The sequence below is a fragment of the Conchiformibius kuhniae DSM 17694 genome (assembly GCF_000428785.1).
GTDB classification, from domain to species: Bacteria; Pseudomonadota; Gammaproteobacteria; order Burkholderiales; family Neisseriaceae; genus Conchiformibius; species Conchiformibius kuhniae.
In genome coordinates this window covers 1-16130 of record NZ_AUAP01000025.1, presented here as the reverse complement: position 1 = coordinate 16130, position 16130 = coordinate 1, and the positions used below count along the sequence as shown (strand labels likewise).

The following is a 16130-nucleotide window of genomic DNA, read 5'->3' as shown; positions in this document are numbered from 1 at the left end:
ACAAAGTAAACAACACCATGACAGAACAACATCAACCCCAAGAATACGGCGCCGACAGCATTCAGGTTTTGGAAGGCTTGGAAGCCGTCCGCAAACGCCCCGGCATGTACATCGGCGACACCCAAGACGGCTCGGGTTTGCACCACATGGTGTTTGAAGTGCTGGACAACGCGGTGGACGAAGCTCTGGCCGGACATTGCGACCGCATCACCGTTACCGTCCACGCCGACCATTCCGTCAGCGTGGAAGACAACGGGCGCGGCATTCCCACCGGCATTCACCCCAAAGAAGGGCGTTCCGCCGCCGAAGTCATCATGACCGTGCTGCACGCGGGCGGCAAATTTGACAGCAACAGCTACAAAATTTCCGGCGGACTGCACGGCGTGGGCGTGTCGGTGGTCAATGCGCTTTCCGACTGGCTGAAACTTACCGTGTGGCGCGATGGCAAAGAACATTTTGTCGAGTTCCGGCGCGGCGAAGCCCTTGCCCCGCTTGCGGTGGTCGGCGATGCGCCGGCGGGCAAACACGGCACGCGCGTGCAGTTTATGGCGAGCGAAGACACTTTCGGTGCGGTGGAATACCATTTTGATATTTTGGCGAAACGCATCCGCGAATTATCGTTTCTGAACAACGGCGTGGGCATTGAACTGCACGACAAGCGCGATGGCAAACACGAAAATTTCGCTTTCGGCGGCGGCGTGGCGGGTTTTGTCCAATACATGAACCGCAAAAAAAATCCCTTGCACGACAAAGTGTTCCACGCGGTCGGCGAAAAAGACGGCATGAGCGTGGAATGCGCGATGCAGTGGAACGACAGTTATCAAGAGTCGGTTCAATGCTTTACCAACAATATCCCGCAACGGGACGGCGGCACGCACCTTACCGCGCTGCGCCAAGCGATGACGCGCACCATCAACCAATACATCAACGATAACGAGTTGAACAAAAAAGGAAAAAGCAATAAGCTGGACATCGGCGGCGAAGACATGCGCGAGGGCTTGACCTGCATTTTGTCGGTGAAGCTGCCCGACCCGAAATTTTCTTCGCAAACCAAAGACAAGCTGGTTTCGGGCGAAATCGCGCCCGTTGTCGGCGAAGTGCTGTCGCAAAGTTTGAAAGATTTTTTTGAAGAAAATCCGAAAATTGCCAAAATCATTACCGATAAAATCGTGTTGGCGGCAACGGCGCGGGAAGCGGCGCGGAAGGCGCGGGAAAACATTCAGCGCAAAAACGTGTTTGAGGGCTTGAACCTGCCCGGCAAGTTGGCGGATTGTCAGGAAAAAGACCCTGCTTTATCCGAGCTTTATCTGGTGGAAGGCGATTCGGCGGGCGGTTCTGCCAAGCAGGGGCGCGACCGCAAGTTTCAGGCAATTTTGCCGCTTAAGGGCAAGATTTTGAACGTGGAACGGGCGCGTTTTGACAAGGTGTTGGACAATCAGGAAATTTCCGCGCTGTTTGCCGCATTGGGCATCAGTTTCGGCAAGGGCGGAGACGATGCGCCCGCCATCAATTTGGAAAAGCTGCGTTACCACCGCATCATCATTATGACCGATGCCGATGTGGACGGCGCACACATCCGCACGCTGCTGCTGACCTTTTTCTACCGCCAAATGCCGGAATTGATTGAGCGCGGTTATGTGTATATCGCGCAGCCGCCGCTTTACAAGGCAAAACACGGCAAAACCGAGCGTTATCTGAAAGACGAGGCGGAAAAAGACGAATTTTTGCTGGGTTTGGCGGTGGACGGCGCGAAAATCGTTTCAGGCAGCCGCGAATTGGCGGGCGCGGAGTTGTTGAAATTGGCGAAACAGTTTTTGCTGGCACGGCACACCATCGCGCAGGAAAGCCGTGTGATTGACGGTTTGGTGTTGCGCGGGCTGCTCGCTTGCGGCGAAATCCGTTTGCACGACGATGCGGCTGCCGATGCGCTGCTGGAAACTTTGTCGGCGCGGCTGCCTGAAAACGAGGTGTCGCTGGAGCGCGTGCAGGGCAAAGACAGCGCACCTTTGATTAAAATCACCCGCCAACTGCACGGCAACACGCAAACCAGCTATCTTGACCGCCGTTTTGCCGACAGCAAGGCGTGCCAAATTTTGCAACGTAGTGCGGTGGTGTTGGCGGATTGGCTGGACGCGCCCGCCACCGTGCACAAACACGAGCGCGAATTTGCCGCCGCCGGTTTTGAAGACGCGCTCGACCGCCTGCTCGCCGATGCACAAAAAGGCATGAGCATTCAGCGTTATAAAGGTTTGGGTGAGATGAATCCCGAACAACTTTGGGAAACCACGATGGACCCGAATGTGCGCCGTTTGCTGAAAGTGCGGATTGAAGATGCGATTGCGGCGGACGAGGTGTTCGTTACCCTGATGGGCGATGAAGTGGAGCCGCGCCGTGCGTTTATCGAGCGCAATGCCTTGGTGGCGCAGAATATTGACGTGTGAGTGCGGGCAGATTCCGATGAACTACGCCCTTGATGCTTTGTGGTGGCGTTTGCGTCACCCCGCCGTGCGCGATTTGGCGGCACTTTTGACCGCACCGCCCTTGTGGACGAATCCCTGCGAATTGCCCGTGCGCCTGTTGTTGGGTGATGCGGGGTTCCGCTTGCTGCTAGTGTGGGACGCCGCGCCGCCGCCGGATTTGCCGTCCGCCCGCGCGGGGGAACGTTTGGGACGGTATGCGGAACGTTTGCTGGCGTATTGGTTGGCACATGCGCCGCACAGCCGTTTGTTGGCGCACAATTTGCCCGTGCGCGAACACGGGCGCGATGCGGGGGCGTTGGATTTTGTCGCCGAACTGAACGGGCAGACGTATCATATTGAATTGTGCTGTAAATATTTCGGCAGTGCGGACGGCTCGTCCGCGCAGATGGCGGGTTGGGACGGTGGGGATACTTTGCCGCGCAAAGCCGCCAAGTTACGGCGGCAGTCGGCGTTGGCGCAAACGGCGGCGGGGCGCGGGGCGTTGCGGGCGGCGGGCATCGACCCCGATGCGGTACGCAGTGTGTGCGTGGTGCGCGGCATGGGGTTTTGCGGGACGGGCGTGTTGCCGCAGGACGATGTTTATCCGCCGCATGCTTGGGCGGGGCGTTTGGCGGAAACTTTGCCGCCCGCTTCGCCCGATTGCCGTTGGCATGCGTTGCCGCGCCATGCGTGGCTCGCCCCTGCGCGGGTGGGGGAAGCGGCTTTGCTGCCTGTGGGCACGGCGGCGGTGGCGGACGGTTTGTATGCGGAAACGGTGTGGCGCGATGACGGCTGTTGGCACGAAACGGCGCGGGTGATGGTGCGCTCGGGGTGTGCCGTTGCTTGAGTTTTTTGCTGAAAATGAATGAGATATGGAAAATGCCGTTATTCCCGCGAATGTGGAAATCCACTGCACAGGGCGTGTCATTATTTAAATTTTTCTACTGAAAATCAGTGCAATATAAAAATACGCCGTCATTCCCACGAATGCGGGAATCCACTGCACGATGCTTGGCAAGCCGTGTTTTATCAAGGTTTGTCGTGCTTCGACTTGGATTCACACCTGCGCGGGAATGACGGTGCAGTGATTTTCGGTCTAACGGGTAATGAATTTTGCCCAATCGGGCAGATGGGGCATGTGTCCGTTCGGGTCTGCCGCCGAATCGCACACGGCAATGCCGATAAGGGCAAGACAGCGTGTGCCGTCCGCCGCGCACAGCACCGGCCATGTGCGCCGCAAACGCGGCGGCACGCCGTGTTCGTACAGGAGTTTGCTGGTGCGTTTGCGTGTGCCGCGAACGGTGAGGGTGTCGCCCGCCGTTGTGGGGCGAATCAGGCAGCTTTGGCGGCGCAGTTGGGTGTTGAATCCGCCGCCGTGTTGCCATGTGATGCCGCAGACGGCGGCGATGTCGTCCGCAGTGTCGGTGATGCCGTGTTGCCACGCGGCGGCTTCGGTTTGGCGGCGGGGCAGGGGCAGCAGCCGTCCGCGATGCGCCACTGCCCAGCCGTGCGGCAGTGTCCATTCGGCGTGGCGGGCGGGCGCGGCGGCGAGGGTGTCGGCAAACGCGGCAACGGCGGCGCGGGCGGGCGTGCCCAAGCCGTGTTGTTTGGCAAAGTCGTACAGCAAATTGCGGCGGCGCAGCTCCGACAATTCCCGCCAATGCAGGCAGTCAAAAAATCCCGCCGCGCACACCTGTTCGCGGTCGTGGCGGGTAAACTCGTCCAACAATGCCAATTCGTCACGTGCGGCGCGGACGGCGGCATCAAGCTGTTGCGGCAGGTGCGGCAAACGTTGCGCGGCGGCGGGCAGCCAGTCGCGGCGCAGCCAGTTGCGTAAAAAACGCGGGTCGGCGTTGCTTTCGTCTTCAATATGCGGCACGGCGTGGGCGCGCGCGTAGGCGGCGAGTTCGGCGCGGGACACGTCCAACAAAGGGCGCACCACGCGCAGGCTGCCTGAAACTTCGGCGGGCATCGCCGCCAACGCCCGCACGCCGCCGCCGCGCAATACGGCGAGCAAATAGGTTTCGCGTTGGTCGTCCGCGTGGTGGGCGAGCGCAAGGCAGCCGTGCGACAGCCGCGCCAACGCCGCATAACGCGCCTTTCGCGCCGCCGCTTCCACGCCTTCGCCGCGATTGAGCACCCGCACTTTTTCCAGCGCAAACGGCACATCGTGCGCCGCGCAAAAATCGCGGCAAAAATCCGCCCACGCATCGGCATTCGCGCTCAAACCGTGATGCACATGGGCGGCGGCGAGTGCGAAACCGTGTTCGCGGCGGGCGTGCAGCAGCAGATGCAGCAGCACCATCGAGTCCAAACCGCCGCTTAAGGCAAGCGTAACGGTTTGTCCGTGCAGGGTTTGGAAAAAGGGGGCGAGGCGGCGGGGTAGGGTGTGGGGCATGGTTGGCGTGGCGGATTGTTGTCGGGTGTGTCCGGCGCACCGAATTTTTCGGAAATGGCGCATATTTTTCCCTCCCCCGTAAATGGGGGAGGGAGTAAAAGTGCCGTGCGCACCGCATCATTCGGGAACGGCGCGTGTGGCTCACCCTGTTGCTGAAACCGCCCGTGGTGGCAACGGGCGGTGTGGAATTAGTTATTGGGTTTTAATTCAATAATCTGCGTTGTAGTGTTGGTAATGGTTTTTTCGGTTGTAACGGTACGCGGTACAGGTGGCGGTGCAGATGGTGCGGGCGTACTCGGTGCGGCAACGGCTGTGGCAGATTCAACTGTTTTCATGTGTGCGGGAACCCAACGGAATCCGGCAGCTTTCATGCACGCTTCCACCAAACGCAGATTCATATCGCGTTGCACTTTGTTCATGCCGACATCATAAACGCAAGATTCATATTTATTGGTTGTTTCTTCGGCCGAAGTGCCTGCGCGTTCCCAATGGGCGGGGACAAAAACTTGGTTACCGGCGCATGCGCTTAAAAACAAAACGAATGCTGCCGTGAAAAGGTATTTGGTATTCATGTTGCAATATCCTTAATAAGGGAAACAGGTAGAAATTTGCATTTATATTTCTTGTTTTAAGGAATGTCAATATGGCTTTTCAGGCAGCCTGAAACTCATCTTATCACCTTCGCCCAATCATCGGCAAAATACGCCACCAAAGCCTGATTGTTCAAATAATTCGCTTCCACCTCGCGCCGCGCCATATCGGGCGGGAAACGGAACATCTGCGCGGCGGTGTCGGCGTTTAAAAAGCGCGTGGGCACGTCAAACCGCGCCGGTACGCGCAAATCCGCCCGCGCCGATGCCAATACGAAACCCCATTCCCCGAAAGACGGTACATACACATGATAAGGCGCGGTGTGCAGCCCCGCCGTTTCCAGCGTTTTCACCACCGACCAATAGGCATTCGGTGCAAAATAGGGCGAAGTGGACTGTACCGCCATTTTGCCGCCGTCCGCCAAATGCCGCGCCGCCAAACGGTACATCGGCACGGAATACAGTTTCCCCAGCGAAAAATTGGACGGGTCGGGCAAATCGATAATCATCACGTCAAAACGCTCGCGGTTTTGCTCCAACCATTGCGCGGCATCGGCATTGACAATCTGCATTTTCGGGTGCTTGAGCGCGTTGGCGTTCAGTTGCGTGAGCGCGGCGGCGGTTTGGAAGGTGCGCGTCATTTCCGGGTCCAAATCCACCAGCGTAACTTGTTGAACATCGGGATATTTCAACACTTCCCGCGCCGCCAAGCCGTCGCCGCCGCCCAAAATCAACACTTTGTCGCGCCGCGCCGCCGTCTGCATCGCAGGCAGCACGAGCGCTTCGTGGTAACGCGCTTCGTCTTTGCTGGAAAATTGCAAATTACCGTTGAGATACAGGCGGATGTCGTCCTGCCAACGGGTGATGGCAAGGCGTTGGTAGGGCGAATGGCTTTGGTAAACAATCGGGTCGCCGAAATAACGCTGTTCGGCGGCAAGGGTGATGCGCCCCGCGTAGGCAAACGCCAGCAGCAGCCCCGCCAACACCAATACGGCGCGGCTTTGCAGGGCGCGGTATGCAGGCAGCCTGTCGCGGAACAGCCGTGCCGTCAGCATCGCCACCGCCGCGTTCAAAATGCCGAACAGCAGCGCGGAACGCGCCATGCCCAGCTTGGGCGCGAGTACGAGCGGAAACAGCAGCGATACTGCCAACGCGCCCAAATAGTCAAAGGTCAAAACACGGGCAACCAAGTCTTTGAATGCGGTTTTCTCATCGTTCAGCACGCGCATCACAAGCGGGATTTCCATGCCGACCACCGCGCCCACCAGCAACACCAGCGCGTAAAGCAGGGTGCGGAACGGTGCGCTTTGCAAACCGAATGCCACAAACAAAAACAAGGCGGAAAGCCCGCCAATCAGCCCGACAAACAATTCGATTTCAATAAAACGTTTGAGCGTGTCGCGGTCGGGAATGTAGCGCGTGAGGTGTGCGCCGATGCCCATCGCAAACAGGTACAGCCCGATGATGGACGAAAATTGCAAAATGCTGTCGCCGAGCAGGTAGCTGGCGAGTGCCGCCATCACCAGTTCGTATGCCAGTCCGCAACTGGCGACAATAAACACGGAAAAAATCAGTATGGCTTGAGGGTGCATCATCATGCCTTTGTGTGGACGGTGGGGAAACGGGGCGCAAAGCGTGTGCGTATTTTAGCCGAAATGCTGCCGCAATTCTTGCACAAGTTCCGCCGCGTCCCAATCCAAGCGGGCGCAATATTCCATCAATTCAAAAATATCCAAACGCCTGTCGCCCGTTTCCACCTTGCCGACAAACGAATGAACCCCCCCATTTTTTCTGCCAAAGCCCGTTGCGACAAACCCAAATCCAAACGGCGTTGCAGCAATTTATTCCGTAAATACAAATACTCGGACGAATGTACCGATAAGCGCACATTTTTCATTTAAAATTTTCGGGCTGCCTGAAACCGTTTTAGGCAGCCCGCTTTTCAGTTAAACAAACACCAGATTATCGCCGTCCGCGTCCACGTTTACGGTCGCACCCGCCGCATAACGCCCTTCCAACAAGGCTTTGGCAAGCGGATTTTCCAGCTCCGCCTGAATCGCCCGTTTGAGCGGACGCGCCCCGTAAATCGGGTCAAAACCCGCCTGCGCCAACACGTCCAACGCCGCTTCGGAAACCGCCAAATGCAAATCCTGTGTTGCCAAACGGCGGCGCAAGCTTTGCAATTGGATTTGCGCGATGCTGCGGATATGTTCGCGACCCAAGCCGTGAAACACCACCACTTCATCAATGCGGTTAATCAGTTCGGGACGGAAATAGGCTTTCACGTCCGCCATCACCGCCGCTTTCACCGCCGCATAATCGGCGGTGTCGCCCAAATCCTGAATGTGCTGGCTGCCGATATTGCTGGTCATCACAATCACCGTGTTTTTAAAGTCCACCGTGCGCCCCTGCCCGTCCGTCAAACGTCCGTCATCAAGCACTTGCAGCAGAATATTGAACACATCGGGGTGCGCTTTTTCCACTTCGTCCAGCAAAATCACGCTGTACGGTTTGCGGCGCACCTGCTCGGTGAGATAACCGCCCTCTTCGTAGCCCACATAGCCCGGCGGCGCACCAATCAAACGCGCAATGCTGTGTTTTTCCATGTATTCCGACATATCCACGCGGATTAAATGCTCCTCGCTGTCAAACAAAAAGCCCGCCAGCGTTTTGCATAACTCGGTTTTGCCCACTCCGGTCGGGCCCAGAAACAGAAAGCTGCCATAGGGCTTGTTCGGGTCGGCCAAACCGGAACGGCTGCGGCGGATTGCGTCCGCCACCGCCCGCACCGCTTCGTCCTGACCGACCACACGCTGATGCAAAACCTCTTCCATTTTCAACAGCTTCTCGCGCTCGCCCGCCATCATTTTGGACACGGGAATGCCGGTCATGCGCGACACGATTTCGGCGATTTCTTCCGCCCCCACTTCCGTGCGGAACAGCTTGTTCGGCCGGGTACCGCCGCCGCTTTGCTCGGCTGCCTGAAGCTGCTGCGCCAATTTCGGCAACTCGCCGTATTCCAATTCCGAAGCGCGGGCAAAATCGCCCTGACGTTTCGCCTGTTCAATCTGCACTTTGGTTTCGTCAATCTGCTTTTTCAAGCCCGCCGTGCCTGCCGACACCGCTTTTTCCGCTTTCCAGATTTCGTCCAAATCGGCGTATTCTTTTTGCAAAACCGCGATTTCTTCGTCAATCAGTTGCAAACGTTTTTTGCTGGCCTCGTCCGTTTCTTTTTCAACGTGCATTTTTTCCATTTTCAACTGGATAATGCGGCGGTCGAGCTTGTCCATCTGTTCAGGCTTGGAATCCAGCTCCATTTTGATGCGGCTGGCGGCTTCGTCCACTAAATCAATGGCTTTGTCGGGCAGGAAACGGTCGGTGATGTAGCGGTTGGACAACTCGGCGGCGGCAACGATGGCGGGGTCGGTGATGTCCACGCCGTGATGGATTTCGTAACGCTCCTGCAAGCCGCGCAAAATCGCCACCGTGTCTTCCACGCTCGGTTCGTTCACCAACACTTTTTGGAAACGGCGTTCCAAAGCGGCATCTTTTTCAATGTATTGGCGGTATTCGTCCAGCGTGGTCGCGCCGATGCAGTGCAACTCGCCGCGTGCCAGCGCGGGTTTGAGCATATTGCCCGCGTCCATCGCGCCGTCCGTTTTGCCCGCGCCGACAAGGGTGTGGATTTCGTCAATAAAAATCAGCGTGTTGCCATCGTCTTTTGCCAAGTCGTTCAACACGGCTTTGAGGCGTTCTTCAAACTCGCCGCGATATTTCGCGCCCGCAATCAAGGCCGCCAAATCCAACACCAGCAGGCGTTTGTCGCGCAGGGATTCGGGTACTTCGCCGTTGACAATCCGTTGCGCCAAGCCTTCCACAATCGCGGTTTTGCCCACGCCCGGTTCGCCGATTAACACGGGATTGTTTTTGGTGCGCCGTTGCAGCACTTGCACGGCGCGGCGGATTTCGTCATCGCGCCCGATAACGGGGTCAAGCTTGCCTTCGCGGGCGCGGGCGGTCAAATCCAGCGTGTATTTTTTCAGGGCTTCGCGCTGGTCTTCGGCGTTGGCATCATTGACGGTGTTGCCGCCGCGCAGTTGTTGCACGGCTTGGTTGAGGCGGTTTTTGTCCACGCCCGCGCCGGTGAGGATTTTCGCGGCAGCATCGCCGCTTTCCAGCAGGGCGGGGAAAAACCATTCGCTGGCGATGTAGGCATCGCCGTGTTTCATCGCGGCTTTGTCCATCAGATTAAACACATTCGCCAAAGCGCGTCCCACGTTCACTTCGCCGCCCTGTCCCGATACGCGCGGCAGCGCGTTCAAGGCTGCCTGAACGTCTTGACGGATTTGCGCGGGGTGGCCGCCCGCGTTTGCCAACAGGGTTGCCATGCCGTTGCTGTTGTCGTCCAACAGGGTTTTGAGCAGGTGGACGGGCTCGATATAGGCATGGTCGCCCGCCAACGCCACGCTGTGGGCATCTTGCAATGCGTGTTGCAGCTTCGCGGTCAATTTATCGTATCGCATCATGTATTCCTTCAAATTTGATTGTTCGTGAGCAGGGATATAAGGCGGATTTGGCGAAAAACAAGGGGGATTTTGCCCTTTTTATGAAGATTATTTTGATGATAATCATGATGTTGCCTATTTCAAGAGCCGCATACGAAATTTTACTTGGCAAACAATGTAAAAATCGGTATAGTTCGCTTTCTTACGGAAGCGTGGCAGAGCGGTTTAATGCAGCGGTCTTGAAAACCGTCGTGGGGAAACCCACCGTGAGTTCGAATCTCACCGCTTCCGCCATCAATTATTTTAAATGTTTTTACAAACGTTTCAAAAAGTATAAAAACAGGCTGCTTTTCGTTAAGTTGGTCTGTTTTTGTTTTTCACTGCTTTTCTTTCACTGCTTTTCACAGTGTTTTACTCTTTTTCATTTTTTTGTGGTATTGAACAAATACCAACCCGATGCCGTGCCTAAAATCGTTGTCCCGCCCACACCCGCGCAAGTCAAAGGCGCGAAACCCAAACCCCATCTTGTTCCTTTGCGTAAAAAAAACCTGATTGGAAGTTTTCCCAAATCAGGGTTTAAGCAGCAATCTTGATGCGTCAAATCCAATTTTCCGTCCGCAATCCGTCCACACGGTCAAATTCACGCAAATTGTTGCTGACCAAAATCAAACCCGTGCTGCGGGCATGCCCTGCAATCAGGGCATCATATGCACCAATCGGCTTGCCCGTATGCGACAAGGCGGCGCGAATCTGTGCCGCATGGTTTGCCGCACCGTCATCAAATGGTAAAACGCACAAACGCGCCGCCAATCCGTCTATGATGTCGTGATTACGCTGCGGATTGCCCGAGCGTTCCGCGCCATAACGCAGTTCCATCAACGCCACGCTGCTGATGCACAATTGCCCGTAATGCGCTTCAAAGCACTCCCGCACCGTTTGCGGATTGTTTTTGATGGTATAGATGCAGATATTGGTGTCCAACATATATTTAATCATCAAAATTTTCCCTTTCTGCTTGCACGGCGCATTCGCGCTCGGGGAAATCCGTAGCGGGCAATTGGGCGAACCAGTCGTCCCAAACATGGGCAACAGGCGTCAGCAAACGGGCATTGCCCAATACCAACACTTCCACTTTTTCCACATGCTCGGGAAACGCCACCGCTTTGGGCAGACGCACCGCTTGGCTGCGGTTGTTTTTAAACAATGTGGCTTGGGGCATGATGTCGTCCTTTGTATCTATGGTTGGCAGATACATTATCATAACCCGCACGGTGCGAAAGTTCAAACCGCCACCGCAAAATTTTTCCCCTGCGCGAACACAGCGATGCCTACCGCGAACACGTTGCGGGGCGGGATTTGGACGAGGCGGATTTGCACGCTTTGATGGCGCATTATCCCGAATTGGCGAACCGTCCGTTTGTGGCAAGTGAAAAAGGCGTGTTGCTGTGCCGTCCGCCGGAACGGGTGTATGAGTTGGTTTGACGGTTTTTAGGCAGCCTAAAAACGCTTTTTCCTTGAAAAACATTTGATTAAAAATATTGTTTTTGTACAAGCGTTTGTTTAGAATGGGCGGTTTTTATGCCATAAAGGGACAAAAATCATGTGTCAAAACAGTTGCCAACTGGTGCGCCGCAGCCGCCACCGTTTGGAAAAAGTGTTTTTCATCATCGCCACGCTGCTGACGCTGACGGTGTTTGCTGTTTTGCTGGCGGTTGCCGCCAACAAACAGGCAACGGCAGGATTTTTAAAAGAAACGCTGGCGGCGGAATACCGCGCCGAACACCCCGAAGCCGCCAAGCTGTCTGAAGCCGAAATTCTCAACAAAATTTCCGATGAGGAAAAAGAGCTGATTAGCGAAGTGGAAGGGCTGAATTTCGCCCTGATTGCGCTGGCGCCGTTGGGCGTTGTGCTGCTGATTGTGTACAGCGTTGGCAAAATCTACGGCGCGGCGCGTGCCAACGGTATCCGCATTCATCAGGGTCAGTTTGGCGAAGTGTATGCGATATGGGCGGAAATGGCGGGCAAGCTGGGCATGAAAACCGTACCGGAGCTGTATGTGCAAAACGGCAACGGCACGTTGAACGCCTTTGCCACCTGCATTCTGGGCTACCGCGCTTTCGGCGTGATTTATTCGGATATTTTGGAACGCGCTTTGGCAAACGATGACGAAGCAGCGTTGCGCTTTATTTTAGGACACGAATTGGGGCATATCCGTTTGAACCATGTGGCGTGGTGGTACAATCTTTTGACAATGGCGGCTAATTTTCCGGGCATCAACTATTTGATTGGTCTGCCTTTAAGCCGTAGCCGCGAATACGGTTGCGACAAATTGGGTTTTGCCTTGTCGCAAGACGAAGGGCAGCGCGGTTTGCTGATGTTGGCGGCGGGCAAGCATTTGTACCGGCAGGTGGATATGGCGGACTACGAAAAAGAACACCTTGGCAAGGGCGGTAAGTGGGCGGCGGTACACAATTTTTTCGGCAGCCACCCGAACATTAACTGGCGCATCGCTGCGCTGCGGCAGAAGCGGCATGGTGATGTGTTTTGGGCGCGGTCGGGGAAATAGGCGGTTTTCAGGCAGCCTGCAATTTTGGGGGATTTTGCCACTCAAAAATCGCCGTCATTCCCGCGCAGGCGGGAATCTATTTCCCGTTTTCACAAACTCAAGTTTTATCAAAAACGGGTATGGCGCCGTCATTCCCGCCTGCGCGGGAATGACGGCGGTTGTAGGGTGCGCCACGCGCACCGTTTTCCCCATTTCTCAAACAGATGGTGCGCGGGGCGCACCCTACCTTATCAATCCGCATTTTTCCGCGCCACCATCCAATCGTACAACACTTTTTTATTCGCGCCGCAGATTTGTGCGGCGAGTTCGGCGGCCTGTTTGGTGGGCAGGGCATCGGCGAGTATGGCGGCGGTGCGGCGGGTGTCGTCCGAAAGTTGGTGTTTGTCGGCGGGGTCGGGCGCGGCGGGATACAGCACCAGCACCATTTCGCCACGCGTTTGGTCGGCATCGGCGGCAAGGGTTTGGCGCAGTTCGGCGGGCGTGCCGTGCAAAAAGGTTTCAAAGGTTTTGCTGATTTCGCGGGCGAGCATCAGGCGGCGGTCGGGCAGCTCGGCGGCAAAGTCGTCCAGCGCGGCGGCGATGCGGTGCGGACTTTCAAAGGCAATCACGGCGCAGTCGCGGTTTTGCCAACTGTGCAGCAGTTTGCGCCGTTCGCCGCTTTTGGCGGGCAAAAAGCCGTGAAAATAAAAATGCGCTTGGTCAATTCCCGCCACGCTCAACGCCGCCATCAGTGCGGACGCGCCCGCCACCGGCACAATCGGAAAACCCGCTTCGCGCACGGCTTGCACCAGTTTTGCGCCGGGGTCGCACACGGCGGGGGTGCCGGCATCGGAAATTTGCGCTACGGTTTGTCCCGCTTGCAGGGCGGCGATGATTTTTTCCGCCATGCGCCGTTCGTTGTGTTCGCGCACGCTGACCAGTTTGGCGCGAATGCCGTAGGCGCTGAGCAGTTGCGCGGACACGCGGGTGTCTTCGGCGCACACCAAGTCGGCGCGTTGCAGCACCGCCAGCGCGCGCAGGCTGATGTCGGTGAGGTTGCCGATGGGGGTGGCGACAATGTAGAGCGTTTGCGCGGACACGGCGGACAGGGCTTTTTGATAATGGGCGAGCATGGCGGACTGTCTGAAAACCAAAACCGCGTTATGGTAAATGATATAATCGCGCTTTTCCAGCCGAGTTGTGTGATGCTCCGACCCGCCCGCGAAACCGATTTGCCCGCCCTTGCCGCTTTGGACGCGCGTTGTAACCCGTCCGCGTGGACGTTGCGCCAGTTTCAGGCAGCCTGCGCCGCGCCGCACGACCGTATCCTGTTGATTGAACGGGACGGTGCGCCCGCCGCGTTTGCGGTGTGGCAATGCGTGTGCGGGGAGGCGGAGCTGCATTTGATTGCCACCGCGCCCGAATACCGCCGTCAGGGTTTGGCGGCGCGGCTGCTGGCGGCGGTTGCGGACGATGTAGCGCAATGCGGCGGAGAACGGATTTTATTGGAAGTGCGTGCGGGCAACGTTGCCGCGCAAGCCTTGTACCGCGCACACGGTTTTACCGAACTGGCGGTGCGCCCGCGTTATTATCAGGACGGGGAAGATGCGGTTTTGATGTTTCAACTCACAGGGACGGATAAATTATCGCCCTGATTTGGGACAGGCTGCCGCCTTTTCCCAAGCCCGAATTGTAACGCCATAAGATTTGGAAATACAAACGAGAATTAAGATGAACAGCCGCTATGTCCATCTGCACGATGCGCTCGGCTTGGGCGTGATGTGGCTGAACCGCGAAGCCGTGTTGCACCACACGCCCGCCGCCGCGCCGACCGTGCAAAAAGTCGCGCCCGCGCCACTTCCCAACGCGCCGTCCGCCCCAAAAGCACGCCCGAAAAACGCCGCCGACCGCGCCGCCATTCCCGCACGATTGGCGGCATTGCAGCGCGTGGGCGTGTACCTTGCCGACCCCGCGCCCGCCGAAGCCGAACCCGCGCCGCCGCCCGCACCGCCCGAAGCCGCAGCTTTGACCGCGCCGGTGCGTCCCGCCCGCATCGCCGCCCTGTGCGAATGTCCGTCCCCCGCCGACATCGCCGCCGGTACGCTGTTCGGCGGTGCGGACGGCGAATTGCTGGACAAAATGTTCGCTGCCATCGGCCTGCGCCGCGAAGACGTGTATGTGGGCTGCTGGCTGAACCGTCTGCCCGACTTCAATCCCGAACCGTCCGCCGAAGCCGTGTCCGCCGCCCTGCCGCGCCTGCAAGGGGAACTGGCTGCCGCGCAGCCCGCCGCCCTGCTGCTGATGGGACGTTTTTTTGAACGCGAAGACGTGCGCCGCCATTGCGCCGTGTTCGGGCTGCCCGAATTCCGCATTCCCCACCCCCAACAAATGCTCGCCAATCCCACCCTCAAACGCCCCGCGTGGCACACCCTGCAAGCCTTGCAAACCTTATTACAGGAATCCCCACCATGACCCGCATACAAACCGCCTTTGCACGGCGCAACGGCCGTCCCGCCCTGATTGCCTACATCACCGCCGGCGACCCCGATGCCGACACCACCCTCGCCCTGATGCACACCCTTGCCGCCAACGGCGCGGACATCATCGAGCTGGGCGTACCGTTTTCCGACCCGATGGCGGACGGCCCCGTTATCCAACGCGCCACCGAACGCGCTTTGGCGCAAGGCATGACCTTGAGCGGCGTGCTGGAGCTGGTGCGCCGTTTCCGCCGCGACAACACCGACACGCCCGTGGTGCTGATGGGCTACCTGAACCCCGTTCACGCCATGGGTTACGAAAATTTCGCCGCCGCCGCCGCCGAAGCGGGCGTGGACGGCGCACTCACGGTGGATTGCCCGATTGAAGTTGCCGAACCTTTGCAAAACGCTTTGCAGAAACACGGTTTGGACAGCGTGTTTTTGGTTACGCCCACCACCGGCGAAGCCAGAATGCGCCAAATCGCCGCCCGCGCAAGCGGTTTCGCCTACTATGTTTCGCTGAAAGGCGTAACCGGCTCGGCGGCTTTGGACACCGCTCAAGTGGCTGAAAAAATGGCGGTTTTGCGTAAACATTTCACGATTCCCATCGGTGTGGGCTTCGGCATCGCCGATGCGGAAGACGCCAAACGCATCGGCGCGGTGGCGGACGCGGTGATTGTCGGCAGCCGCATCGTCCGCGAAATCGAGCAGCAGCGCGGGCGCGAAAACGAAGCCGTTGCCGAATTGGTGCGCGGTTTGAAACAGGCTTTGGACGGGGCGGACTGAAACGCAGGGTGTGTCATCAATTGCATTTCCGGCTGAAAACTATAGTTGATTAAAATCGCAACGATACGGCGTTGCCAACGCCCTTATGTACTGCCCGTACACGGCGGGCGTTGTCGCCTTGTCTCGTTTTTATTTTTATCAACTATAATGCAATGCAAAATACTGCTATTGCCGTGAATGCGGGAATCCGTTGCGCGATGTTTGGCAAGCGATGCTTTATCAATGCTTTTTGAAATTTGTTTTGGATTCCCGCCGGTGCGGGCATGACGGTGCTTGATGACGCACCCCAAACAACAAACCGATGCGGCGGCATCGGTTTGTTGTGCGTGGGGTTATGCTTGGTGTGCTATTCCGCCAAACCCATCAGCGC

Annotated in this window: 14 protein-coding genes and 1 tRNA gene; 8 read left to right on the top strand and 7 right to left on the bottom strand. The window is 57.4% G+C overall.

The window, feature by feature from the left end; translation table 11 throughout:
* Positions 1-17: 17 nt before the first annotated feature.
* Together gyrB and G392_RS0107955 are read left to right on the top strand one after the other, a co-directional pair.
* Complete coding sequence (gene gyrB / locus G392_RS0107960; protein WP_027009820.1) at positions 18-2441, top strand: DNA topoisomerase (ATP-hydrolyzing) subunit B; 2424 nt, start codon at positions 18-20, stop codon at positions 2439-2441.
* Between the two features lie 16 nt (positions 2442-2457).
* Positions 2458-3306, top strand: coding sequence for a DUF1853 family protein (locus tag G392_RS0107955; protein WP_027009819.1), 849 nt, complete (start codon positions 2458-2460; stop codon positions 3304-3306).
* Positions 3307-3555: 249 nt separating this feature from the next.
* On the opposite strand, the gene tilS is transcribed toward G392_RS0107955, so the two are convergent.
* From tilS to clpB, 4 genes are all read right to left on the bottom strand, one after another.
* Positions 3556-4857 (bottom strand): tRNA lysidine(34) synthetase TilS, encoded by a 1302-nt coding sequence (tilS, locus tag G392_RS12485; RefSeq protein WP_211224358.1) that lies wholly within the window; start codon positions 4855-4857, stop codon positions 3556-3558.
* A gap of 188 nt (positions 4858-5045) precedes the next feature.
* Positions 5046-5429 carry a hypothetical protein gene (locus G392_RS0107945; protein WP_027009818.1) on the bottom strand — a complete coding sequence of 128 codons (384 nt, stop codon included), beginning with the start codon at positions 5427-5429 and terminating at the stop codon, positions 5046-5048.
* Between the two features lie 95 nt (positions 5430-5524).
* Entirely contained in the window at positions 5525-7039 is a 1515-nt protein-coding gene (locus G392_RS0107940; RefSeq protein WP_027009817.1) for a polyamine aminopropyltransferase, read from the bottom strand.
* A 354-nt stretch (positions 7040-7393) separates the two neighbouring features.
* Positions 7394-9970, bottom strand: a complete 2577-nt coding sequence (gene clpB / locus G392_RS0107930) for an ATP-dependent chaperone ClpB (RefSeq protein ID WP_027009816.1) — start codon at positions 9968-9970, stop codon at positions 7394-7396.
* A 188-nt stretch (positions 9971-10158) separates the two neighbouring features.
* On the opposite strand from clpB, the gene G392_RS0107925 reads away from it, so the two are divergent.
* Positions 10159-10246: transfer RNA gene (locus G392_RS0107925), tRNA-Ser, on the top strand.
* A 303-nt stretch (positions 10247-10549) separates the two neighbouring features.
* On the opposite strand, the gene vapC is transcribed toward G392_RS0107925, so the two are convergent.
* Both vapC and vapB read right to left on the bottom strand, forming a co-directional pair.
* Positions 10550-10948 carry a type II toxin-antitoxin system tRNA(fMet)-specific endonuclease VapC gene (vapC, locus tag G392_RS0107915; RefSeq protein WP_027009815.1) on the bottom strand — a complete coding sequence of 133 codons (399 nt, stop codon included), beginning with the start codon at positions 10946-10948 and terminating at the stop codon, positions 10550-10552.
* The gene (gene vapB / locus G392_RS0107910) at positions 10941-11171 is read right to left on the bottom strand and encodes a type II toxin-antitoxin system VapB family antitoxin (protein WP_027009814.1); all 231 of its coding nucleotides are present in this window, start codon (positions 11169-11171) and stop codon (positions 10941-10943) included. Before vapB ends, vapC begins: the two co-directional genes overlap by 8 nt.
* Positions 11172-11251: 80 nt before the next feature.
* Between vapB and G392_RS13315 the strand changes: the two genes are divergently transcribed.
* A complete protein-coding gene (locus G392_RS13315) occupies positions 11252-11434 on the top strand; it encodes an ArsC/Spx/MgsR family protein (protein ID WP_084165953.1) in 183 nt (60 codons plus the stop codon).
* Positions 11435-11552: 118 nt separating this feature from the next.
* On the top strand, positions 11553-12518 hold the full coding sequence (locus G392_RS0107895; protein ID WP_027009813.1) for a M48 family metallopeptidase: 966 nt from the start codon (positions 11553-11555) through the stop codon (positions 12516-12518).
* Positions 12519-12748: 230 nt separating this feature from the next.
* Here G392_RS0107895 and rsmI read toward each other — a convergent pair whose 3' ends face one another.
* A complete protein-coding gene (gene rsmI, locus G392_RS0107890; RefSeq protein WP_027009812.1) occupies positions 12749-13630 on the bottom strand; it encodes a 16S rRNA (cytidine(1402)-2'-O)-methyltransferase in 882 nt (293 codons plus the stop codon).
* A gap of 69 nt (positions 13631-13699) precedes the next feature.
* On the opposite strand from rsmI, the gene rimI reads away from it, so the two are divergent.
* From rimI to trpA, 3 genes are all read left to right on the top strand, one after another.
* Positions 13700-14152: a ribosomal protein S18-alanine N-acetyltransferase gene (gene rimI, locus G392_RS0107885; protein ID WP_027009811.1), complete on the top strand. Its 453-nt coding sequence runs from the start codon at positions 13700-13702 to the stop codon at positions 14150-14152.
* A gap of 76 nt (positions 14153-14228) precedes the next feature.
* Positions 14229-14969, top strand: a complete 741-nt coding sequence (locus G392_RS0107880; RefSeq protein WP_034334789.1) for a uracil-DNA glycosylase family protein — start codon at positions 14229-14231, stop codon at positions 14967-14969.
* On the top strand, positions 14966-15760 hold the full coding sequence (trpA, locus tag G392_RS0107875; RefSeq protein ID WP_027009809.1) for a tryptophan synthase subunit alpha: 795 nt from the start codon (positions 14966-14968) through the stop codon (positions 15758-15760). Before G392_RS0107880 ends, trpA begins: the two co-directional genes overlap by 4 nt.
* Positions 15761-16130: the final 370 nt, after the last annotated feature.

Bases quoted from the DNA above. Each gene is read 5' to 3' on its own strand.
- gyrB (WP_027009820.1), top strand. From the start codon at position 18: ATGACAGAACAACATCAACCCCAAGAATACGGCGCCGACAGCATTCAG.
- G392_RS0107955 (WP_027009819.1), top strand. From the start codon at position 2,458: ATGAACTACGCCCTTGATGCTTTGTGGTGGCGTTTGCGTCACCCCGCC.
- tilS (WP_211224358.1), bottom strand. From the start codon at position 4,857: ATGCCCCACACCCTACCCCGCCGCCTCGCCCCCTTTTTCCAAACCCTG.
- G392_RS0107945 (WP_027009818.1), bottom strand. From the start codon at position 5,429: ATGAATACCAAATACCTTTTCACGGCAGCATTCGTTTTGTTTTTAAGC.
- G392_RS0107940 (WP_027009817.1), bottom strand. From the start codon at position 7,039: ATGCACCCTCAAGCCATACTGATTTTTTCCGTGTTTATTGTCGCCAGT.
- clpB (WP_027009816.1), bottom strand. From the start codon at position 9,970: ATGCGATACGATAAATTGACCGCGAAGCTGCAACACGCATTGCAAGAT.
- vapC (WP_027009815.1), bottom strand. From the start codon at position 10,948: ATGATTAAATATATGTTGGACACCAATATCTGCATCTATACCATCAAA.
- vapB (WP_027009814.1), bottom strand. From the start codon at position 11,171: ATGCCCCAAGCCACATTGTTTAAAAACAACCGCAGCCAAGCGGTGCGT.
- G392_RS0107895 (WP_027009813.1), top strand. From the start codon at position 11,553: ATGTGTCAAAACAGTTGCCAACTGGTGCGCCGCAGCCGCCACCGTTTG.
- rsmI (WP_027009812.1), bottom strand. From the start codon at position 13,630: ATGCTCGCCCATTATCAAAAAGCCCTGTCCGCCGTGTCCGCGCAAACG.
- G392_RS0107880 (WP_034334789.1), top strand. From the start codon at position 14,229: ATGAACAGCCGCTATGTCCATCTGCACGATGCGCTCGGCTTGGGCGTG.
- trpA (WP_027009809.1), top strand. From the start codon at position 14,966: ATGACCCGCATACAAACCGCCTTTGCACGGCGCAACGGCCGTCCCGCC.